The following is a 16949-nucleotide window of genomic DNA, read 5'->3' on the forward strand; positions in this document are numbered from 1 at the left end:
GACCTGCCACGCAGAGAAGGCCCCCGGCATGCCGGGGGCCTTCTCTGCGTGCGTCAGATGGCGGGGTAGGCCGGTTCGACGACCTGGTTCTTGCTGACGATCGTCAGTCCCGAGTCCGTGACCGCGAAGCCGCGGCTTCGGTCCAGCTCGAAGTCGACGCCGATCTGTGCGCCCGGGGGGATGCGGACGTTCTTGTCGATGATGGCTCGCCGGACCACCGCACCCGCGCCGACGGTGACCTTGTCCAGGAGCACGCAGCCCGTCACCTCGGCGGCCTCGTCGATGAACACGTCGGTCGCCAGGATGGAGGTGTTCACGGCACCACCGGAGACGACGACGCCGGCCGAGACGATCGAGTCGTGCGCCTCGCCGGACCGGCCCGATGCGCTTCGGACGAACTTCGCCGGCGGTGAGACGCTCTGCCGCGTGTAGATGGGCCACTGCAGGTTGTAGAGGTTGAACAGCGGCAGGGGGGAGATGAGGTCCATGTTGGCCTCGTAGTACGAGTCCATGGTGCCCACGTCGCGCCAGTACTGGCGGTCACGGTCGGTGGCGCCCGGGATGTCGTTCGTCGTGAAGTCGTACACCGCGGCGTCGTTGCGCTCCACGAAGTAGGGGATGATGTCCCCGCCCATGTCGTGCTTGGTGTCGAGCCGTGCGGCGTCGTCCTCGAGGGCCTTGACGAGCGCATCGGTGGTGAAGACGTAGTTGCCCATGGAGGCGAGGAAGCTGTTGGGGTCGTCGGGAAGTCCCGGCGTCGTCTTCGGCTTCTCGACGAAGGCCGCGATGCGTCCGGGATCGTTCTGGTCCACTTCGATGACGCCGAACTGGTCGACGAGGTGCATGGGCTGCCGGACGGCCGCGACGCTGACGGACGCACCGCTCTTCACATGCGCGTCGACCATCTGCTGAAAGTCCATGCGGTACACGTGGTCCGCGCCGATCACGACGACGATGTCCGGCTGGGCGTCGTGGATGAGGTTGAGGGACTGGTAGATGGCATTGGCGCTGCCGAGAAACCAGCTCTTGCCGCGTCGCTGCTGCGCGGGTACCGAGGCGATGTAGTTCTGCAGCTGCGTGGACATCCGCCAGGTCTCGGAAATGTGCCGGTCGAGGCTGTGGGACTTGTACTGCGTGAGCACCACGATCTGGAGGTATCCCGAGTTGACCAGGTTGGACAGCGCGAAGTCGATCAGGCGGTAGCTGCCCGCGAACGGCACGGCCGGCTTCGCCCTGTCCGCGGTCAGCGGCATCAGCCGCTTGCCTTCTCCGCCTGCCAACACCACGGCAAGTACTTTCTTCGGTGCCACTATCGACCCCCCGCTCTTCCTTGAGTGTTCTGCCTCGGCGACCGGTGGTCGGTCAGGCGTCGGTCCACACACCCGGAACCCTTCCGGTCACTTCACACTAGAGGACTCCGGCGCACTGCACTACGTTGGGATGGTGCGAGTAGACATTGTGACCAAGGAGTTCCCGCCCGAGATCTATGGTGGCGCGGGGGTGCACGTCGCCGAACTGAGCAGGGTCCTTGCGCCCCAGGTGGACCTCCGGGTCCACGCCTTCGGCGCAGCCCGGCCCGAGGACTACCACGGCGCATTCGTGCGCTCGTACGGTGTCCCGGAGGGGCTCGCCGGAGCGAACGCCGCCGTGCAGACCCTCGGCACCGACCTTCAGATGCTGGACGCCATCGGAGGCGCCGACCTCGTGCACTCGCACACCTGGTACGCCAATTTGGCCGGCCACCTCGCGTCCCTCCTGCACGGCATCCCGCACGTCCTGAGCGCACACAGCCTCGAGCCTCTGCGCCCCTGGAAGGCCGAGCAGCTCGGCGGTGGCTACGCACTCTCGTCCTGGGTGGAGAAGACCTCCTACGAGGCGGCCGCGGCCGTGATCGCCGTGTCCGCCGGGATGCGGGCCGATATCCTCCGCAGCTATCCTGACGTCGACCCCGGCAAGGTGCACGTGGTCCACAACGGCATCGACGTGGCGCAGTGGTCGCGCGACGAGGACGACGACGCCCTCCGCGCCCACGGCATCGACCCGGACCGCCCGAGCGTGGTCTTCGTGGGCCGCAACACGCGCCAGAAGGGAGTGCCGTACCTCCTCCGCGCGGCCGCCCACCTGCCGGCCGACGTGCAGCTCGTCCTCTGCCTCGGCGCCGCCGACACACCCGAACTGGCGGCCGAGACCGAGGTGCTCATCTCGGACCTGCGCGAGCGGCGCGGCTCCGTGGTGCTGATCGAGAAGATGCTGCCGCGGCGCGAGGTCATCCAGATCCTCAGCCACGCCACCGTGTTCGCCTGCCCGTCCATCTACGAACCCCTCGGCATCGTCAACCTTGAAGCGATGGCCTGCGGCGCCGCTGTGGTCGCCTCGGCCACGGGAGGCATCCCGGAGGTGATCGACGACGGCGTGACCGGGACCCTGGTGCCTCTCGAACAGGTCCAGGACGGCACGGGGACGCCCCTGGACCCGGAGAAGTTCGTGGCCGACTTCGCCGCGGCGCTCAACGCGCTCGTCGAGGACCCCGCGAGGGCCACAGCCATGGGCGCGGCAGGGCGCGAGCGGGCGGAGCGGCACTTCGACTGGGGCTCCATCGCGGAGACGACGCTCGGGGTGTACCGCAGCGTCCTCTGACGCGGGCAACGCCGGGCGTGGGTGCCCGGGGCAGTACCCAGTCAGTCGCTCGCGACAGCGAGCTCCGCACGGAGGAAGGCCCGGGAGCTGATTCCCGGGCCTTCCACGTGCGCTTCACCCGCGGTGGGTTACCCACGGTGCTTCACCCGCGCCTCAGCGCCGCGCCCGCGTCCTGCCGGCCTTCATGGCCTTCCTCTCCGTGGCGGCGCGCGCCAGGAGCGTCTTCTCGTCGATCGGTGCGTCCCCGCCGGCGCGGCGGCGCCGTGCGTACTCGGCGGCTTCCTCCTGGCGCTGCTGCTCGGCACCGCCGGCGATGGCGGAGCGCACGTGCTCCGGGCCGTACCCGAAGGCTTCGACGAGGTCGAGGGCGTGCGGACGGATCTTGACCAGCAGGCGGTTGATGTAGCCGTCGAGCGTCCGCGCGCGCTGGGAGGACAGCCGTCCGTTCATGAGGAACCAGGCAAGGTCCTTCTCGATCAGGCACAGGCCGAACAGGTCGCGCAGGCGCGTGAGGATCTCCCGCGTGCCCGGGTCCTTGATCTGCTGCAGGCCTCGTGTGAACGCCTCCCACTGCAGCAGCTCGGCGTGGGCGTGGGCCACCTCGATGAGCTCGTTTTGGTGCTCGTTGAACAGGGCCGCCGACTCCTCCTGCGACTTGCCCTTCGCGCCGCGCAGTTCGGCGGCGAGTGCCGCCACGCGGGACTGCACCCGGTCCGTCAGGAGTTCGTGCTGCGTGTCCTCGTCACGCAGTGCGATGGCCGACTTCTTCTCCGAGCCGGAGTCCGCGACGGTCTGCGCGACGCGGCGGAGGCCCGAGCGGTGGAGGGTCCTGCCCGCTGCCTGGGACACCGCGTACCGTGCCAGGACGCCGAAGTCGACGCCCTTGAACTCCTTCGCGTAGTCGGTGAGCAGGCGCTTGGCGACGAGCTGCAGCAGGACGTTGTTGTCGCCCTCGAACGTGACGTAGACGTCCAGGTCCGCGCGCAGGGACGCGAAACGGTTCTCGATGAGGAAGCCCTGACCGCCCGTCGCCTCCCGGCACTCCTGCAGCGTGTCGAGCGCCAGCCAGGTGCTGAGTGGCTTGAAGGCGGCGGCCAGCGTCTCGAGGTCCTGGCGGTCCTCGTCGGTGTCGTGGTCGCCGGAGAACACGTCGTCGAGCTTCTCGAGGAGTTCCTCATGGGCGAAGGCCGCGGCGTAGGTCGCTGCGAGGCGCGGCAGGAGCCGCCGCTGGTGCCGCTGGTAGTCCATCAGCACCTCTTCCCTGAGGTCGGATGACGCGTTGAACTGGCGGCGCTGGGTGGAGTAGGTGATGGCCGCCGTCAGCGCGAGTTTGCTCGCGGCGACGGCGGCGCCGTCGAGCGAGACACGGCCCTGCACGAGGGTGCCGAGCATGGTGAAAAAGCGGCGGCCCGGGGAGGCGATGGGTGAGGAGTAGGAGCCGTCCGGTGCGACGTCGCCGTAGCGGTTCAGCAGGTTGGTGCGCGGCACCCGGACGTCCGTGAAGTGCAGCCGGCCATTGTCGATGCCGTTGAGGCCGCCCTTGATCCCGTCGTCCTCGCCGCCCACTCCGGGCTTGAAGGTGCCGTCCTCGTTGCGCAGTTCGACGTAGATGCCGTGCACGCCGTGGTTCACTCCGTTGGTGATGAGCTGCGCGAAGACGACGGCGGCGCGACCGTCGATGGCCCCGTTGCCGATGTAGTCCTTCCAGGCAGCGCGGAAGGGTGTGTCGATGACGAACTCGTCGGTCGCCGGGTCGAAGGTGGCCGTGGTCGCGATGCTCGCGACGTCACTGCCGTGGCCGGTCTCGGTCATCGCGAAGCAACCCGGGATCTCCATGTTCATGATGCCGGGCAGCCAGGCCTCGTGGTGCTTCTCGGTGCCGAGGTGCATGACGGCCGAGCCGAAGAGCCCCCACTGCACGCCGGCCTTGATCTGGAGCGAGGGATCGGCGACGACGAGTTCCTCGAAGCCTGCGACGTTGCCGCCGTGGTCGCCGTCACCGCCGAAGGTCGCAGGGAAGGCGCGGTGGACCGCCTTCTGCTCCACCAGGTAGTGGAGCTGGTCGAGGCACCGCCGCCGGTGGTCGTGATGGGTGAGCCCCTCGATCTTGTGCAGCTCGGGGCGGCCGGCGAGTTCCCGCGCAACCCGCCTCACGTGCGCCCACTTGCCGAGGAGCAGTTCGCCGAGCTCCGCCGTGTCCACGGTGGCCTGTTCGTCGTCCCTGATGTCGACCGTGGCGGGAATCTGCTGGGGACCGGAGATGGTCTGTGTCATGGCGTGTCCTTCGCGGATCGGAGGGTTTCAGGGGAAGACGGGGATCGTCGGGGGGGCGGGGGGCACGAGGGCTTCGTACCGGCTGATGCCGTCGAAGAGCCAGCCCGTGATGTGGCGGGCCATCTGGTCCTCGGTGGGCTTGTCCGGCCCGTCGGGGGAGCAGAGCCACTGCTCGCCAGCCGCCCGGACCATACCGATCGCTGCTGCCGGCCAGTAATGGGGTGCGACGTCATCGGGCCCCACAAACCGCTCGGGGCGCAGCACCGCACGCATCGGCCGCGAGAGCATCTCGGTGACCGCCGCGAGGAAATGGGCGAGGGTGTCCTGGGCGCCGTCGTCGGCGGCCGTCGACTCGGCGATCCCCACCCGGGTGACGAAGGCGTAGACGTTGGGGGAGGTCCGGGCCATCTGGAGGTAGGCCAGCACCATCGAATACAGGCCTTCCCGCGGGGTCGGGGCGGCCTTCGCCGCGTCGAGTACCTTCTGCTGCATCTGTGCGATGACCACCTCGGCCATCGCCCGCTGCAGCCCGGTCTTGTCGCCGAAGTAGCGGTAATAGACCGACTTGGACGTGTCGGCGGCGGCGGCGATGTCCTCCATCGACGCCCCGGGCCCGAGAGCGCTGATCGCCCGCCTCGCCGTCTTGATGAGCTGCCGCCGCCTTTCGGCGCGGTGCTCCTCCCAACGGCTGGAGCGGCCGTCCGTCACTGTCCGCGTGCCGTTCGCCGCGTGATCGGTGAGTGCGTCGGGAGCCCCCTCTGGAACGCCGGAGGAACTCCCTTGGGGAGTGCTCAGCGTGGTCGGCGCAGACTTCATGATACCCAGCGTATCAGGTACGCTAGGTATCGGAAATCACCCTTCGTCCCAGGAGCACTCCCATGGCAGGTCAGGCCGGCACGCAGATCACCGCCCCGTCACCCCGCACGGCAGTCGTCATCGGCGGCAACCGCATCCCGTTCGCCCGCTCCGGTGGGGCCTACGCCTACTCGTCCAACAGGGACATGCTCATCGCCGCGCTGGACGGCCTCGTGGCCCGCTTCGGGTTGCAGGGCGAGCGCATCGGCGAAGTGGCGGCGGGCGCGGTCCTCAAGCACTCCCGCGACTTCAACCTCACCCGAGAAGCGGTCCTCGGCTCCGCACTGTCGCCCGAGACCCCCGCCTACGATCTTCAGCAGGCCTGCGCCACGGGGCTGGAGACCGTGGTGGGTCTGTCCAACAAGATCAAGCTGGGCCAGATCGAGTCCGGCATCGCCGGCGGGGTCGATTCCGCCTCGGATGCACCGATCGTGGTGAGCGAAGGACTGCGGCGCGTGCTGCTCGATCTCTCGCGCGCCCGGACGACGCAGCAGAAACTCAAGGCGCTCAGTGCCCTCCGCCCGAAGGACCTCTCACCGAACGCGCCCACCACCAGCGAGCCCCGCACTAGCCTGTCCATGGGTGAGCACCAGGCCCTCACGACGGCAGCGTGGGGCATCACCCGGGAGGCTCAGGACGAGCTCGCCTACCGTAGCCACCAGAACCTCGCGGCAGCCTACGAGCGCGGCTTCTTCACCGACCTCATGACGCCTTACCGCGGCCTGACCCGGGACGCGAATCTCCGCGCCGATACCTCCCCGGAGAAGCTCGCCACCCTCAAGCCGGTCTTCGGCAAGGGACTCGCCACCCCGGCGACGATGACCGCCGGCAACTCGACGCCCCTGACCGACGGCGCCGCCCTCGTCCTGCTCGGCAGCGAGGAATACGCCACGGCCAACAACCTGCCGATGCTCGCGAACATCGTCGACGCCGAAGCGGCGGCGGTCGACTTCGTCCACGGCGAGGAGGGACTGCTGATGGGAGGTGTCCACGCCGTGCCCCGCCTGCTGGAGCGCAACGGGCTCACCTTCGAGGACTTCGACTTCTTCGAGATCCACGAGGCCTTCGCGGCGACCGTGCTCAGCGCTCTGGCCGCCTGGGAGGACCCCGACTACTGCAAGCGCGTCCTCGGGCTCGACGGAGCGCTCGGCAGCATCGACCGCTCGAAGCTCAACGTCAACGGCTCCTCACTTGCGGCCGGGCACCCTTTCGCCGCCACCGGCGGGAGGATCGTCGCGTCGCTCGCCAAGACGCTGTCCGAGAAGGGCGGGCGAGGCCTCATCTCCATCTGCGCCGCAGGCGGCCAGGGCGTCGTCGCGATCCTCGAGGCGAGGAACTGATGGCCGACAACTACCTGGACCTCGTCAATACGCCGCTTCCGGGCAGGATCGCCAAGGCCCTCGGGTTGCCGCGACCCTCGGTCCTCCGCCGCTACACCCCGGGTGAGGCCCTTGCTGCGATGCCGGTGCTCGTCACCGGATCGGGCACCGGAGCGGACGCGCTCGCCGAGAAGCTGCTCGGCTGGGACATCGAGGTGCGCCGCCACGTCCTGCCGGGCGAGAAGCTCAGTGCCGCCGTCGTGGTCCTCGATCAGGCGGCATCACCGGCGGACCTCGCCGCCCCGATGCTGGAACTCGGGCAGGCGGTGAAGCTCCTGGTCCCCGGAGGGCGCGTGGTCGGCATCTTCCGGTCCCCGGCCGAGACGGCCGACCCCGCCGAGGCCGCCGCACGGCAGGGCGTCGACGGCGCCCTGCGATCCGTGGCCCACGAACTGCGCGGCGGAGCCACCGCCAACGGCATCGTCCTGCGCGGCACCGCCACGACGACGGACCCGACCACCCTCGGTGCGCTCCGGTTCTTCCTGTCCGGCAGGAGCGCCTACGTCGACGGGCAGTTCCTCGACGTGGCGGCCGCCCCTGCGGGAAGCGTTACCGAGCTCGCCGCCGCCACCACGGCGGAGGGCGAAGGCGTCCCCGACAGGCCGCTGGCGGGCAGGACAGCAGTGGTCACCGGTGCGGCGCGCGGCATCGGCGCGAAAATCGCCGAGGTCCTCGCCCGCGAGGGTGCCCGCGTGGTCGTCGTCGACGTACCGGCGGCAGGCGAGCAGCTCGCCCAGGTCGCCAACCGGGTCGGCGGCACCGCCCTGCAGGTCGACATCACCGAACCCGAGGCCGCGGCCCGCATCCTCGAGCATGTGGGGCAGCGCTACGGCGTCCTGGACATCGTCGTCCACAACGCCGGCATCACCCGGGACAAGCTGCTGGCCAACATGGACGCGGCACGGTGGGATTCCGTGATCGCGGTCAACATCGCCTCCCAGCTGCGCATCAACGAGCAGATCCTCGCCTCGCCCGTTTTCTCCGCGACCGGGCGCATCATCAGCCTCACCTCGACGAGCGGCATCGCCGGCAACCGCGGGCAGAGCAACTATGCGGCGTCGAAGGCCGGAGTCATCGGCATGGTCCGTGCGCAGGGTGCCGCCTTCGACGGAACTGCCCGGACCATCAATGCAGTAGCACCCGGGTTCATCGAGACGGACATGACCGCGAAGATCCCGCCGCTCCGGCGGCAGGTCGCCCGCCGACTGAGCAGCCTGCAGCAGGGCGGCCTTCCCGTGGACGTCGCCGAGACCATCGCCTTCCTGGCCTCCGACGCGGCGGCCGGCATCAACGGGCAGGTGGTCCGCGTCTGCGGACAGAACCTGGTGGGCGCGTGAGCGGGATGTCGGGTGACACCGTCCTCCCTGCGCTGCCGGGACTTCCCGCGCTCTACCGGCGTGCCGTCACCCTGGCCGCGCAGCGCTCGCTGGGACGTGCCGCCGTGCCGTCCGGGCTCCCTGCCGCCCGGCACCGCGTCGACGGTGTCCGGACCGACCTCGCGGCGCTCACCCGGTTCCAGCGGCTGATCGGGTCGGCGGGGCGGGACCAGCTCCCGTCGGCCTACCTGCACACCCTCGCCTTCCCGGTGGCCATGAGCGTCCTCGCGCGGCCCGACTTCCCCCTGCCCCTGCTGGGCATGGTGCACCTCAGCAATGAAGTGCACCAGGACCGGCAGGTCAGCGCCTTCGAGCAGCTCGACGTCGTGGCCTACGCCGAGAACCTCCGCCCCCATGCCGCCGGCACCCAGCTGGACGTCGTCATGGAGGTCGCGGCAGGGGACGAACGCGTCTGGACGGGTCGCTCCGTCTACCTCGCCCGCGGAACCCGGCTGGATGCCGCGGCACCGGCGCGGCGACGCGAGGATCGCCCGCCCTTCGCCGCGCCCGCCCCCACCGGTGTCTGGGCCCTCGATGGAGGGATCGGTCGCCGCTACGCCGCCGTGTCGGGGGACTGGAACCCGATCCACCTCAGCGGGCCGACGGCCAGGGCGCTCGGCAGGACGACGGCGATCGCCCACGGCATGTACCTGGCCGCGCGCATGGTGGACCAGGCCGTAGCCGCTCCCTCCGGCACCCTCGACTGGCGCATCGACTTCGCCGCCCCCGTGCCGCTGCCCGGAGTCGTGACGACGTCGTTCTCACGGACGCCCGGCGACGGGGGCGAGCGGATCGACGCGATCGGCTGGTCGGCGAAGCGCCGGCGACCGCACTTCACGGGCTGGGTGCGCGCGGACTAGCGCGACGCGACTCCGCGGTGCCTGATGGATCGCCCCGCGATTCCAGCTCCATCGGCCGCCCTAGACTTGGGCCATGACCGGCTCCTTCCTGGCAGACCGCGCGGCCCAGCTCGACGCCGCCGATCCGCTCGCACACCACCGCGCCCTCTTCCTCGGCACCGACGGCGACGCCGTGCGCTCCTACCTCGACGGCAACTCGCTCGGGCGCCCGCTGGCGACGACCGCGGACAGCCTGGCCTCGTTCGTCACGGACCAGTGGGGCGGCCGCCTCATCAGGGGCTGGGACGAGGGGTGGCTGGTCCTGCCGGAGCAGATCGGCGACCAGCTGGGCCGGGTGGCGCTGGGTGCTGCCGCCGGACAGTGCATCGTGGCGGACTCGACGAGCGTCCTGCTGTACAAGCTCGCCCGGGCTGCGGTGGCGGAGCGCCCGGAGCGGACGGAGATCGTGGTCGACCGCGACAACTTCCCGACCGACCGCTTCCTCGTCGAGGGCATCGCCCGCGAGCGCGGGCTCACGCTCCGCTGGATCGACGTGGCGTCCGACGGCGGTGCGACACCCGCCGACGTCGTCGCCGCCGTCGGCCCCCGGACCGCCCTCGTCCTGCTCAGCCATGTCGCCTACCGCTCCGGCTTCATCGCCGACGTACCGGCCATCACCCGGATCGCCCACGACGCCGGTGCCCTCGTGCTCTGGGACCTGAGCCACTCCGTCGGGTCTGTTCCGGCCGAGCTGGACGCGTGGGACGTCGACTACGCGGCGGGCTGCAGCTACAAGTATCTGAACGGCGGGCCGGGCGCCCCCGCCTGGGCCTACGTGGCGAAGCGGCACCTGGCCACGCTCGACCAGCCGATCCTCGGCTGGCTGGGCAGCGCAGATCCCTTCGCGATGGGGTCGGTGTACCAGCCGGCGGATGGTATCCGGCGTCTGGTCTCGGGTACGCCGCCCATCGTCGGCATGCTGGCGATGCGCGACATGATCACCCTGATCGAGGAGGTCGGCATGCGCGCGGTCCGCCGGAAGTCCGAGCTCCTGACGTCCTTCGCCGTCGAAGCGGTCGACGAGCTCCTGGCGCCGCACGGGGTGGTCATCGCCTCGCCGCGGGCGGCATCCGAGCGGGGGAGCCACATCACGATCGACCACCCGGCCTTCGCGGGGATGGTGCCGGAGCTGTGGCAGGAAGGGGTCGTCCCCGACTACCGGAACCCGAATGGGATCCGGCTGGGACTCTCACCCCTGTCGACGTCGTTCGGCGAAGTGGCTGTCGCCATCGACGCCATCGCAGATCGTCTCGCCTCGACCCCGGAACGGGCAGCAGGGGAGTAGTGGGAGTTCTCGACGCCCTCCTCCGGGTCGAGGAGCGCATCGTCGATGGCTTGGCCAGGGCTGAACCGCCGGATGTCGGCGCCACCGGACTGATCGCCATCGTGCTGGTTGCGATCGCGCTGTCGGTGCCACGCCGCACCTGGCGGTTCTTCGGCCTGTTCGTCACGGTCGTCCATGAACTCGGCCACGCGGCGGCGGCTCTCCTGACGCTGCAGCGAGTCACCGGGGTCACCCTCCGCCTCGACCATTCGGGCACGACCACCAGCGTCGGGCGACGCGGCTGGCGCACCGCCTTCACGACGTTCTGGGGGTACCCGGTGCCCGCCGTCGCCGGCGCCGCCCTCGTCTCCTGTGCTGCCTACGGATGGGCGTCGGCAGCGCTGTCGGTCGGAGCACTGCTCCTGGTGGCCGCTCTCGTCCTCGTCCGCAACCTGCAGGGCGTCCTCATGCTGGGCGGCTGCGTGGGAGTGGCGCTGGCGGTCGTCTGGTTCGGCGGAGGGACGCGGGCGGGCTACGCCTGCCTTGCCCTCGGCCTCGCCCTGCTCGTGGGCTCGTGCCGCGACTGGGTGAAAGTCGTGAGGGTGCATGCGCGACGGCGGGACCTGCCGTCGTCGGACGCCTACCTGCTCCAGCAGGTGACACGCGTCCCGTCCCCGCTCTGGCTCGGGATGTTCGCGCTCGTCATCGGGATGGCCCTGCTGTCGTCGCTGGAGCCGCTCGCGCGGATCGCGGACCTCGCAGCTCTCGGGTGAGGAGTGCCGGCCCGTCAGGTGCTCGTGTGGCGGTTGTGGCCCGACCTGTACGGAGCGCCCTGCTGTCGGCACAGGTCGTCGAACAATTCGTTGACGGCCTGGGAGATACAGTCGCGGTCGTGCACGGGCAGCTCGATCAGGCCGTGGAGGTAGGCGTTGACCTCATACTCGTCCACCCCTCCGCCCATGCTGAAGTAGTGGAGCCAGAGCTCACCCGTCGAGATGTTGGCGCGCTGCATCGCGTCGTACGTCAGGGCGTACTGCTCCTGGTCGGGATTCGTCTCGTCCACGTCATCCACTCCATGCGCTCGGGGCACCGTCCGTTGTACGGCTGGTGGGACCAGCATAAGCACGCGGGTGCCGCCCGGGGGATGTGGGAGGAGTTGCAGGTGGCGCCCACCAGGTGTAGGACGCCGTGCGCATGAATGATGATTCTGCCTGCTCCCGGACGCCGCGGGCACAGGCCGATTCAACACCTGGGCCAAACCCGTGGTAATGTTTCTCTCGTTGCTTTCGACGGTTTCAACCGGAGAAAACCACCCGCGCGGGTGGCGGAATGGCAGACGCGCTAGCTTGAGGTGCTAGTCCTCTTATTGAGGGTGGGGGTTCAAGTCCCCCTCCGCGCACAGAAAAAACCCCGGTTCGCCGGGGTTTTTTTGTGCCTGTTTTTTGTGCCCTCGACCATGCGGAGTGGTTTCCCGACCACGCGGGCCTCGAAATCTGCTGCCCGTGAGAGATCCACGCGCACAGTCACCTGCCTGGCGAGAATAGATGAAAGGTTCCGCAAGAACGATCGGACCGCCTCCCTACTGCATTGAGATGCGTGGTCGCGATGCACGGGACCGGCGTCGGAGCATTTTGCCCGGAGCACCTCAGCAAGCTCCCTCATCGCCGACACCACGGCTATCGCCGGACCATCAAAAGGCCGACCCGACAAGCGGGCCGGAACGGCCAGCGGGAGGACCGGGGATGCGGTGGCCGCCGGCGGACCTGCGGCATCGCTACGATGTCCGGATGGGGGATACTGCTCGACGAGTCAGCCGCGAGAAGCAGAGGAAACGTGCCTACCGCATGGAGGACTTGCCGATCCGCCCGCGCCGGGCTGCCGCGGCTCTGGTTGGACTGCTCTTCGCCCTGGGCGGCGTTCTTTTGGGCGTCCATACCGAGGCCGAGTTCGACCGGGCCGGCGAGTACGTCAAGACGCCGGAGCACCAGAGCGGCACGATCCTGTATGGGAGCCCGAAGTTCGGGGGGCGCTGCGACTACTACGTGGCGGTGGAGGGGAAAGCGCTGCTGCTGGACTATTCGGGATTCATTCTGGACGACTCTCGGCACGCGATCATTGAATACGTTGTCGACCCCGAAAACGAGGAGCGCCTGATTGCAGTGGGCTCACCGGAAGATTGGGAGGACAAACCTTGGAGCACATCGCCCGCGGCGTCAGTCGGCGGATTCTCTGTCCTCGCGATCATCATGGTGACGTGGAGTCGAATCGTCCCTGAAGACGGAGAGGCCGTGCGGGACAAGTTCTTCCCGAGCAGGAAGCCGGCGGGCCGGAGAGCGCGTGACCTGACGCCCGGAAGAAGGAGCGCTCAGGCCCGCCATGTCCGTTGACGATGGGTCGGCTGGGACTGCAGACGGCACAGAGAGCCTGCGGCCGCGGCAAGGCCGGCCGAAGCATAAGCGCCGCTACGTCCGGATGGGGACCCGACTGCGAGGGATCAGGAAGAACCTGCGCAGAAAATTCGACGCGCACTTCTACCGCCTGCCGCTTGGTCTGCGCCGTGCCGCGGCCGTGCTGTTCACGCTCTCGATCGCTGTGCTCATGGTGTCCTTCTACGTGGGCAGCCACGCGCAGTTCAAGGAAACCCGCGAGCACGTCAGAACGCAGGATCACCAGTCCGGCCTCATCGTCCATATCTTTGACAGCTGGAGGGGCGGCACCCCCGATTACTACGTTCAGACTGAAGAGGGATGGCAGAGAGTGCACTATCCGGAGTTCCTTCCGGAAAGGCATTTGTACGCGGAGGTCGAGTACATCGTTGACCCCGAGGGCCCTCCTCGCATCATCGCGGTCGGCACTCCGGAGGACTGGGAGCGGATGTCTGCGGGCATGCTCTGGTTGCGGGTAGGGATGGGTGTCCTCGCCCTTGCGTCCATTGCAATGGCCTGGGAACGCCTCGCCCCCGAAGACGCCCGAGCGCTGTCGCAGAAACTCTTCCCGAACAGGAAGCCACCGGGCCGAAGCTCGCGGCCCCTGCCGCCCACAAGCAGCGGACAGGGACGCCACGACTGGTGACTAGTCGATGTCCCCGTGCTTGATGTCGGCGGCGGCGGCGCGCGCGTACGCGGCGGCGATGTACTCCTCGAGCTTCACGCGCTTATTCGCCGTTGGCCCCGGCCGCCGACCCGGATGGCGGGTAACTCGCCGGAGCCTATGAGCGCCCGGATGGTGAACGGCTCGGTGTCCAGCTCATCGGCTGCCTGCTCGAGGGTGAGGAACCGCGACTGTTTCACGGTCGACGGCTCGGCGGGTGCCCGGTCATGAACCCATCCTGCCCGACGGAGGACTAGATCGGTTCGGGCAGGCCAGCCTCACCGCCGAGCTTCTCCGCGCGCAGATCCCTCGACAACCCGATGACCGAGTAGAGACCAAACAGCGCCGGCGTGGAGAGGAACGCGAAGATCAACGAGTCCTGGGCCTCTGCCGTACGGGTGATCCATACCCAGGAGAGGAGTATGACGACAACGACTGCGGCGGCGACCTACATGATCCACGCGATCTTGTTGGCGCGCGACTGCGTGAAGTCGTCGTGCCAACCATGCCCCCAATGGCAGCATTCGGGAACCCGCGTCACGACGTGTGCGCGCATTGCGGACTGTTGTTCCTCTCGGGGCCGCCTAGGCCATTGCCTCGTGCAACGCATCTTCTGAGCCTCCACTCAGCGCGCCGGTTAGCTCCGCATCATCGACAGAATCTCCGTCTGGATCTTCAGCCGAAGAGCCTCCCAATCGTGCTGAACCTGCCTATTCCGCCTGTTCCGACCCAGCCGGGGACAGCACCGGGTACCCGGATTTGATCTTGGTGGCACTCGACCGTCCGGGATATCCGTTCCTCCACTTTCACTGGGACAGAAGCAGGCTCCCGGCCGATGCTTCTGTCGAAGGGTTGTTCTCCGCGACCAGCGCTGATGGTCAGCGCTCTCGTCACTTCGTGGTGGTTATCCGCAACGGAAGCACTGAAAGTCAGTACGTGCTAGATCCGGGAACGGGCGAGCGGATCGTTCAGCGCCAAAAACGAGACGCAGGATCCGCCAGCACGGCCGAAGCCGGGAGGAATTCGGTGGACATAGACTTCTCAAGTGAGGGCGTCAGTGCCACCTTTCCTGGTTCGACAGTTACACCCCTCCATGGGGGATGGACATGGACGGCTTCAGTCGCCGTCAACGGCACAGTTGTTGACGCGTGTGACACCCGGACGGACTAAGTGGAAAGAGAGCTAAGCCAAGGCCCCCCAGCACGGCGAATGAGTCCACCGGTTTCGGCAGAGGTGTCAGCGTTCACCTGGTCCTCGACAGATGGCGGCGCCTTGCGGGTCCCGGGTTCGACCCCGGCTATGGACGAAGGGCCCGGAAAGGGCCTCCCGGAACTAGCCGACGGATGAGAAGGGATCAGCTGAGAGTGTGAGGCACACTACCGGTCTTCGGACCGGGCGGGTTCGAAGACCGGCGGGCTGCGTCCTTCAACATAGCGAGGCGGCAGGCTGATCGATCAGCTTGCCGCCTTCTCTTTGCCCGGGGAGACTTCACGGTGTACCCGCACACATCCTGATCGAGCATCCGACCTACCATCGAGAGTGACCATGACCAGTACCCAGAGCCCGACCGTGGGCATGACGAACCGCATCCGGCGTTCGGGTTCGCTCGCCCTTGGCGTCACCGCGCTGCTCGCTAGCGCCCTCCTCACAGGCTGCACTCCGGAGGGGGACGTCATCGACGAAGACTATGCCCAGGTGTGTCAGGACAGGACCACGCAGGAGCGCGTCGAGGACAGCAAGTGCAGTGAGGCGGGCCGTTCCAGCGGGGCTTTCGGCTGGTACTTCCTGCCCATGATCATCAACAACTCCGGCCGCAGCACTGTCATCCCGCGCGTTGGATCCCGGGTCTCGGGCGGCATCACCAATATCCCCTCGGGGGCGACCGCCAGGAGCGGGTTCTCCAACGAAGGCCAGTCCGTTACACGCGGCGGCTTCGGCAACAGCGCGAAGTCCGGCGGCAGCGGCGGACGCTCCGGAAGCATGGGAGGCTGACGTGAAGCGCTTGCTGTCTACCCCACGCCCGGACTGGAAGGAGAAGATCGCCAGTCAGGGCCTGATCTACTCGACGACGATCATGCCCGACGGCTCGGAGATCGACTACTGGCACGAGGGCGCCTATTACCAGTTCGACCTCGCAGAGGTCGAGATGCTCGAGAAGGTCACCGAGGAGCTGCACGGCATGTGCATCGAAGCGGCCCGATACCTCGCCACCGGCGTCATGGGCAACATCGGCATCGGCGCGGAAGCAATGAAGTTGGCCGCCGGATCGCTGGCCCGCAGTGAGCCCGCCGTCTACGGCCGCTTCGACTTCGCCTATGACGGCGTGAACCCGCCGAAGATGCTCGAGTACAACGCAGACACTCCGACGGGCCTCATCGAGGCGTCCATCGCCCAGTGGTTCTGGCTTCAGGACGTCAAGCCCGAGAACGACCAGTGGAACGGCATCCACGAAGCCCTCGTCGCCGCATGGGACAAGCAGCGCCGTGGGATCGAGGGCCCAAGGCTGCATGTTGCGCACATCGAAACCGAGGAGTCAGGCGAGGACTGGATGACGGCCGCCTACATGCGCGACGTTGCCTCACAGGCCGGTTGGGAGACCGTCGGCATCAATATGAGCGACATCGGCTGGGACTCCCGCCAGCACCGCTTCGTGGACCTCGACAACAAAGCCATCAGCACCATCTTCAAGCTCTACCCGTGGGAGATGATGATGAAGGAGGAGTTCGGACAGAAGATCCTCGACTGGCCCGTGATGACCCGCTGGGTCGAGCCGGCCTGGAAGATGTTCTTGTCCAACAAGGCCCTCCTGGCCGCCCTCTGGCACCTCTACCCGGACCATCCCAACCTATTGCCGTCCTACCTCGACGGACCGAATGGCATGCAGGAGTGGGTCGCGAAGCCCCTGCACGGCCGCGAGGGCGACAACATCCGCATCCATGCCAAGGGCGTCGAGATCGAGCAGCCCGGCGACTACGGAGCCGAAGGCTGGTGCTACCAGGCGTGGAGCCCGCTGCCCGACTTCGACGGCAACCGGCCAGTCCTCGGTGCCTGGGTGGTCGACGGCGAGTCCGTCGGCGTCGGCATCCGGGAATCCGAAGGCTACGTCACCGACTACTTCTGCCGTTTCGTACCCAACATCATTAACGCGCCCGCGCCGAGCAACGGTTAGGCGGCC

The 16949-nt window shown here is 68.2% G+C and carries 15 protein-coding genes and 1 tRNA gene; 11 read left to right on the top strand and 5 right to left on the bottom strand.

Annotation, left to right across the window (positions count from 1 at the left end; genetic code table 11):
- Window positions 1–53 precede the first annotated feature (53 nt).
- Entirely contained in the window at window positions 54–1313 is a 1260-nt protein-coding gene (gene glgC / locus ACX80H_RS01320; RefSeq protein WP_459313336.1) for a glucose-1-phosphate adenylyltransferase, read from the bottom strand.
- 130 nt (window positions 1314–1443) lie between these two features.
- Here glgC and glgA point away from each other — a divergent pair, with 130 nt between their 5' ends.
- Window positions 1444–2637, top strand: coding sequence for a glycogen synthase (gene glgA, locus ACX80H_RS01325; protein ID WP_459313337.1), 1194 nt, complete (start codon window positions 1444–1446; stop codon window positions 2635–2637).
- Window positions 2638–2790: 153 nt separating this feature from the next.
- On the opposite strand, the gene ACX80H_RS01330 is transcribed toward glgA, so the two are convergent.
- Together ACX80H_RS01330 and ACX80H_RS01335 are read right to left on the bottom strand one after the other, a co-directional pair.
- Entirely contained in the window at window positions 2791–4911 is a 2121-nt protein-coding gene (locus ACX80H_RS01330; protein WP_459310629.1) for an acyl-CoA dehydrogenase family protein, read from the bottom strand.
- 27 nt (window positions 4912–4938) lie between these two features.
- Window positions 4939–5727 carry a TetR/AcrR family transcriptional regulator gene (locus ACX80H_RS01335; protein ID WP_459310630.1) on the bottom strand — a complete coding sequence of 263 codons (789 nt, stop codon included), beginning with the start codon at window positions 5725–5727 and terminating at the stop codon, window positions 4939–4941.
- A 62-nt stretch (window positions 5728–5789) separates the two neighbouring features.
- On the opposite strand from ACX80H_RS01335, the gene ACX80H_RS01340 reads away from it, so the two are divergent.
- From ACX80H_RS01340 to ACX80H_RS01360, 5 genes are all read left to right on the top strand, one after another.
- Window positions 5790–7106, top strand: coding sequence for an acetyl-CoA C-acetyltransferase (locus ACX80H_RS01340; protein WP_459310631.1), 1317 nt, complete (start codon window positions 5790–5792; stop codon window positions 7104–7106).
- Complete coding sequence (locus ACX80H_RS01345; protein WP_459310632.1) at window positions 7106–8482, top strand: 3-oxoacyl-ACP reductase; 1377 nt, start codon at window positions 7106–7108, stop codon at window positions 8480–8482. Before ACX80H_RS01340 ends, ACX80H_RS01345 begins: the two co-directional genes overlap by 1 nt.
- A 5-nt stretch (window positions 8483–8487) precedes the next feature.
- Window positions 8488–9381, top strand: a complete 894-nt coding sequence (locus ACX80H_RS01350) for a MaoC/PaaZ C-terminal domain-containing protein (RefSeq protein ID WP_459313338.1) — start codon at window positions 8488–8490, stop codon at window positions 9379–9381.
- 73 nt (window positions 9382–9454) lie between these two features.
- A complete protein-coding gene (locus ACX80H_RS01355; RefSeq protein ID WP_459310633.1) occupies window positions 9455–10705 on the top strand; it encodes a kynureninase in 1251 nt (416 codons plus the stop codon).
- Window positions 10705–11457 (top strand): M50 family metallopeptidase, encoded by a 753-nt coding sequence (locus tag ACX80H_RS01360; RefSeq protein ID WP_459310634.1) that lies wholly within the window; start codon window positions 10705–10707, stop codon window positions 11455–11457. The genes ACX80H_RS01355 and ACX80H_RS01360 overlap by 1 nt, the downstream gene beginning before the upstream one ends.
- 14 nt (window positions 11458–11471) lie before the next feature.
- Here the strand turns inward: ACX80H_RS01360 and ACX80H_RS01365 are convergent, their stop codons facing one another.
- On the bottom strand, window positions 11472–11747 hold the full coding sequence (locus ACX80H_RS01365) for a hypothetical protein (protein ID WP_459310635.1): 276 nt from the start codon (window positions 11745–11747) through the stop codon (window positions 11472–11474).
- A gap of 252 nt (window positions 11748–11999) precedes the next feature.
- Between ACX80H_RS01365 and ACX80H_RS01370 the strand changes: the two genes are divergently transcribed.
- From ACX80H_RS01370 to ACX80H_RS01380, 3 genes are all read left to right on the top strand, one after another.
- Window positions 12000–12083: transfer RNA gene (locus ACX80H_RS01370), tRNA-Leu, on the top strand.
- A 343-nt stretch (window positions 12084–12426) separates the two neighbouring features.
- Entirely contained in the window at window positions 12427–13071 is a 645-nt protein-coding gene (locus ACX80H_RS01375) for a hypothetical protein (protein WP_459310636.1), read from the top strand.
- The gene (locus tag ACX80H_RS01380; protein ID WP_459310637.1) at window positions 13061–13756 is read left to right on the top strand and encodes a hypothetical protein; all 696 of its coding nucleotides are present in this window, start codon (window positions 13061–13063) and stop codon (window positions 13754–13756) included. The genes ACX80H_RS01375 and ACX80H_RS01380 overlap by 11 nt, the downstream gene beginning before the upstream one ends.
- Before the next feature lie 74 nt (window positions 13757–13830).
- Here ACX80H_RS01380 and ACX80H_RS01385 read toward each other — a convergent pair whose 3' ends face one another.
- Window positions 13831–13974 carry a helix-turn-helix domain-containing protein gene (locus ACX80H_RS01385; RefSeq protein WP_459310638.1) on the bottom strand — a complete coding sequence of 48 codons (144 nt, stop codon included), beginning with the start codon at window positions 13972–13974 and terminating at the stop codon, window positions 13831–13833.
- A 1345-nt stretch (window positions 13975–15319) separates the two neighbouring features.
- On the opposite strand from ACX80H_RS01385, the gene ACX80H_RS01390 reads away from it, so the two are divergent.
- Together ACX80H_RS01390 and ACX80H_RS01395 are read left to right on the top strand one after the other, a co-directional pair.
- A complete protein-coding gene (locus tag ACX80H_RS01390; RefSeq protein WP_459310639.1) occupies window positions 15320–15766 on the top strand; it encodes a tRNA-dihydrouridine synthase in 447 nt (148 codons plus the stop codon).
- 1 nt (window position 15767) lies between these two features.
- Window positions 15768–16943, top strand: a complete 1176-nt coding sequence (locus ACX80H_RS01395; RefSeq protein WP_459310640.1) for a glutathionylspermidine synthase family protein — start codon at window positions 15768–15770, stop codon at window positions 16941–16943.
- The last annotated feature ends 6 nt before the right edge of the window (window positions 16944–16949 follow it).

Source organism: Arthrobacter pasteuri, from assembly GCF_054510955.1.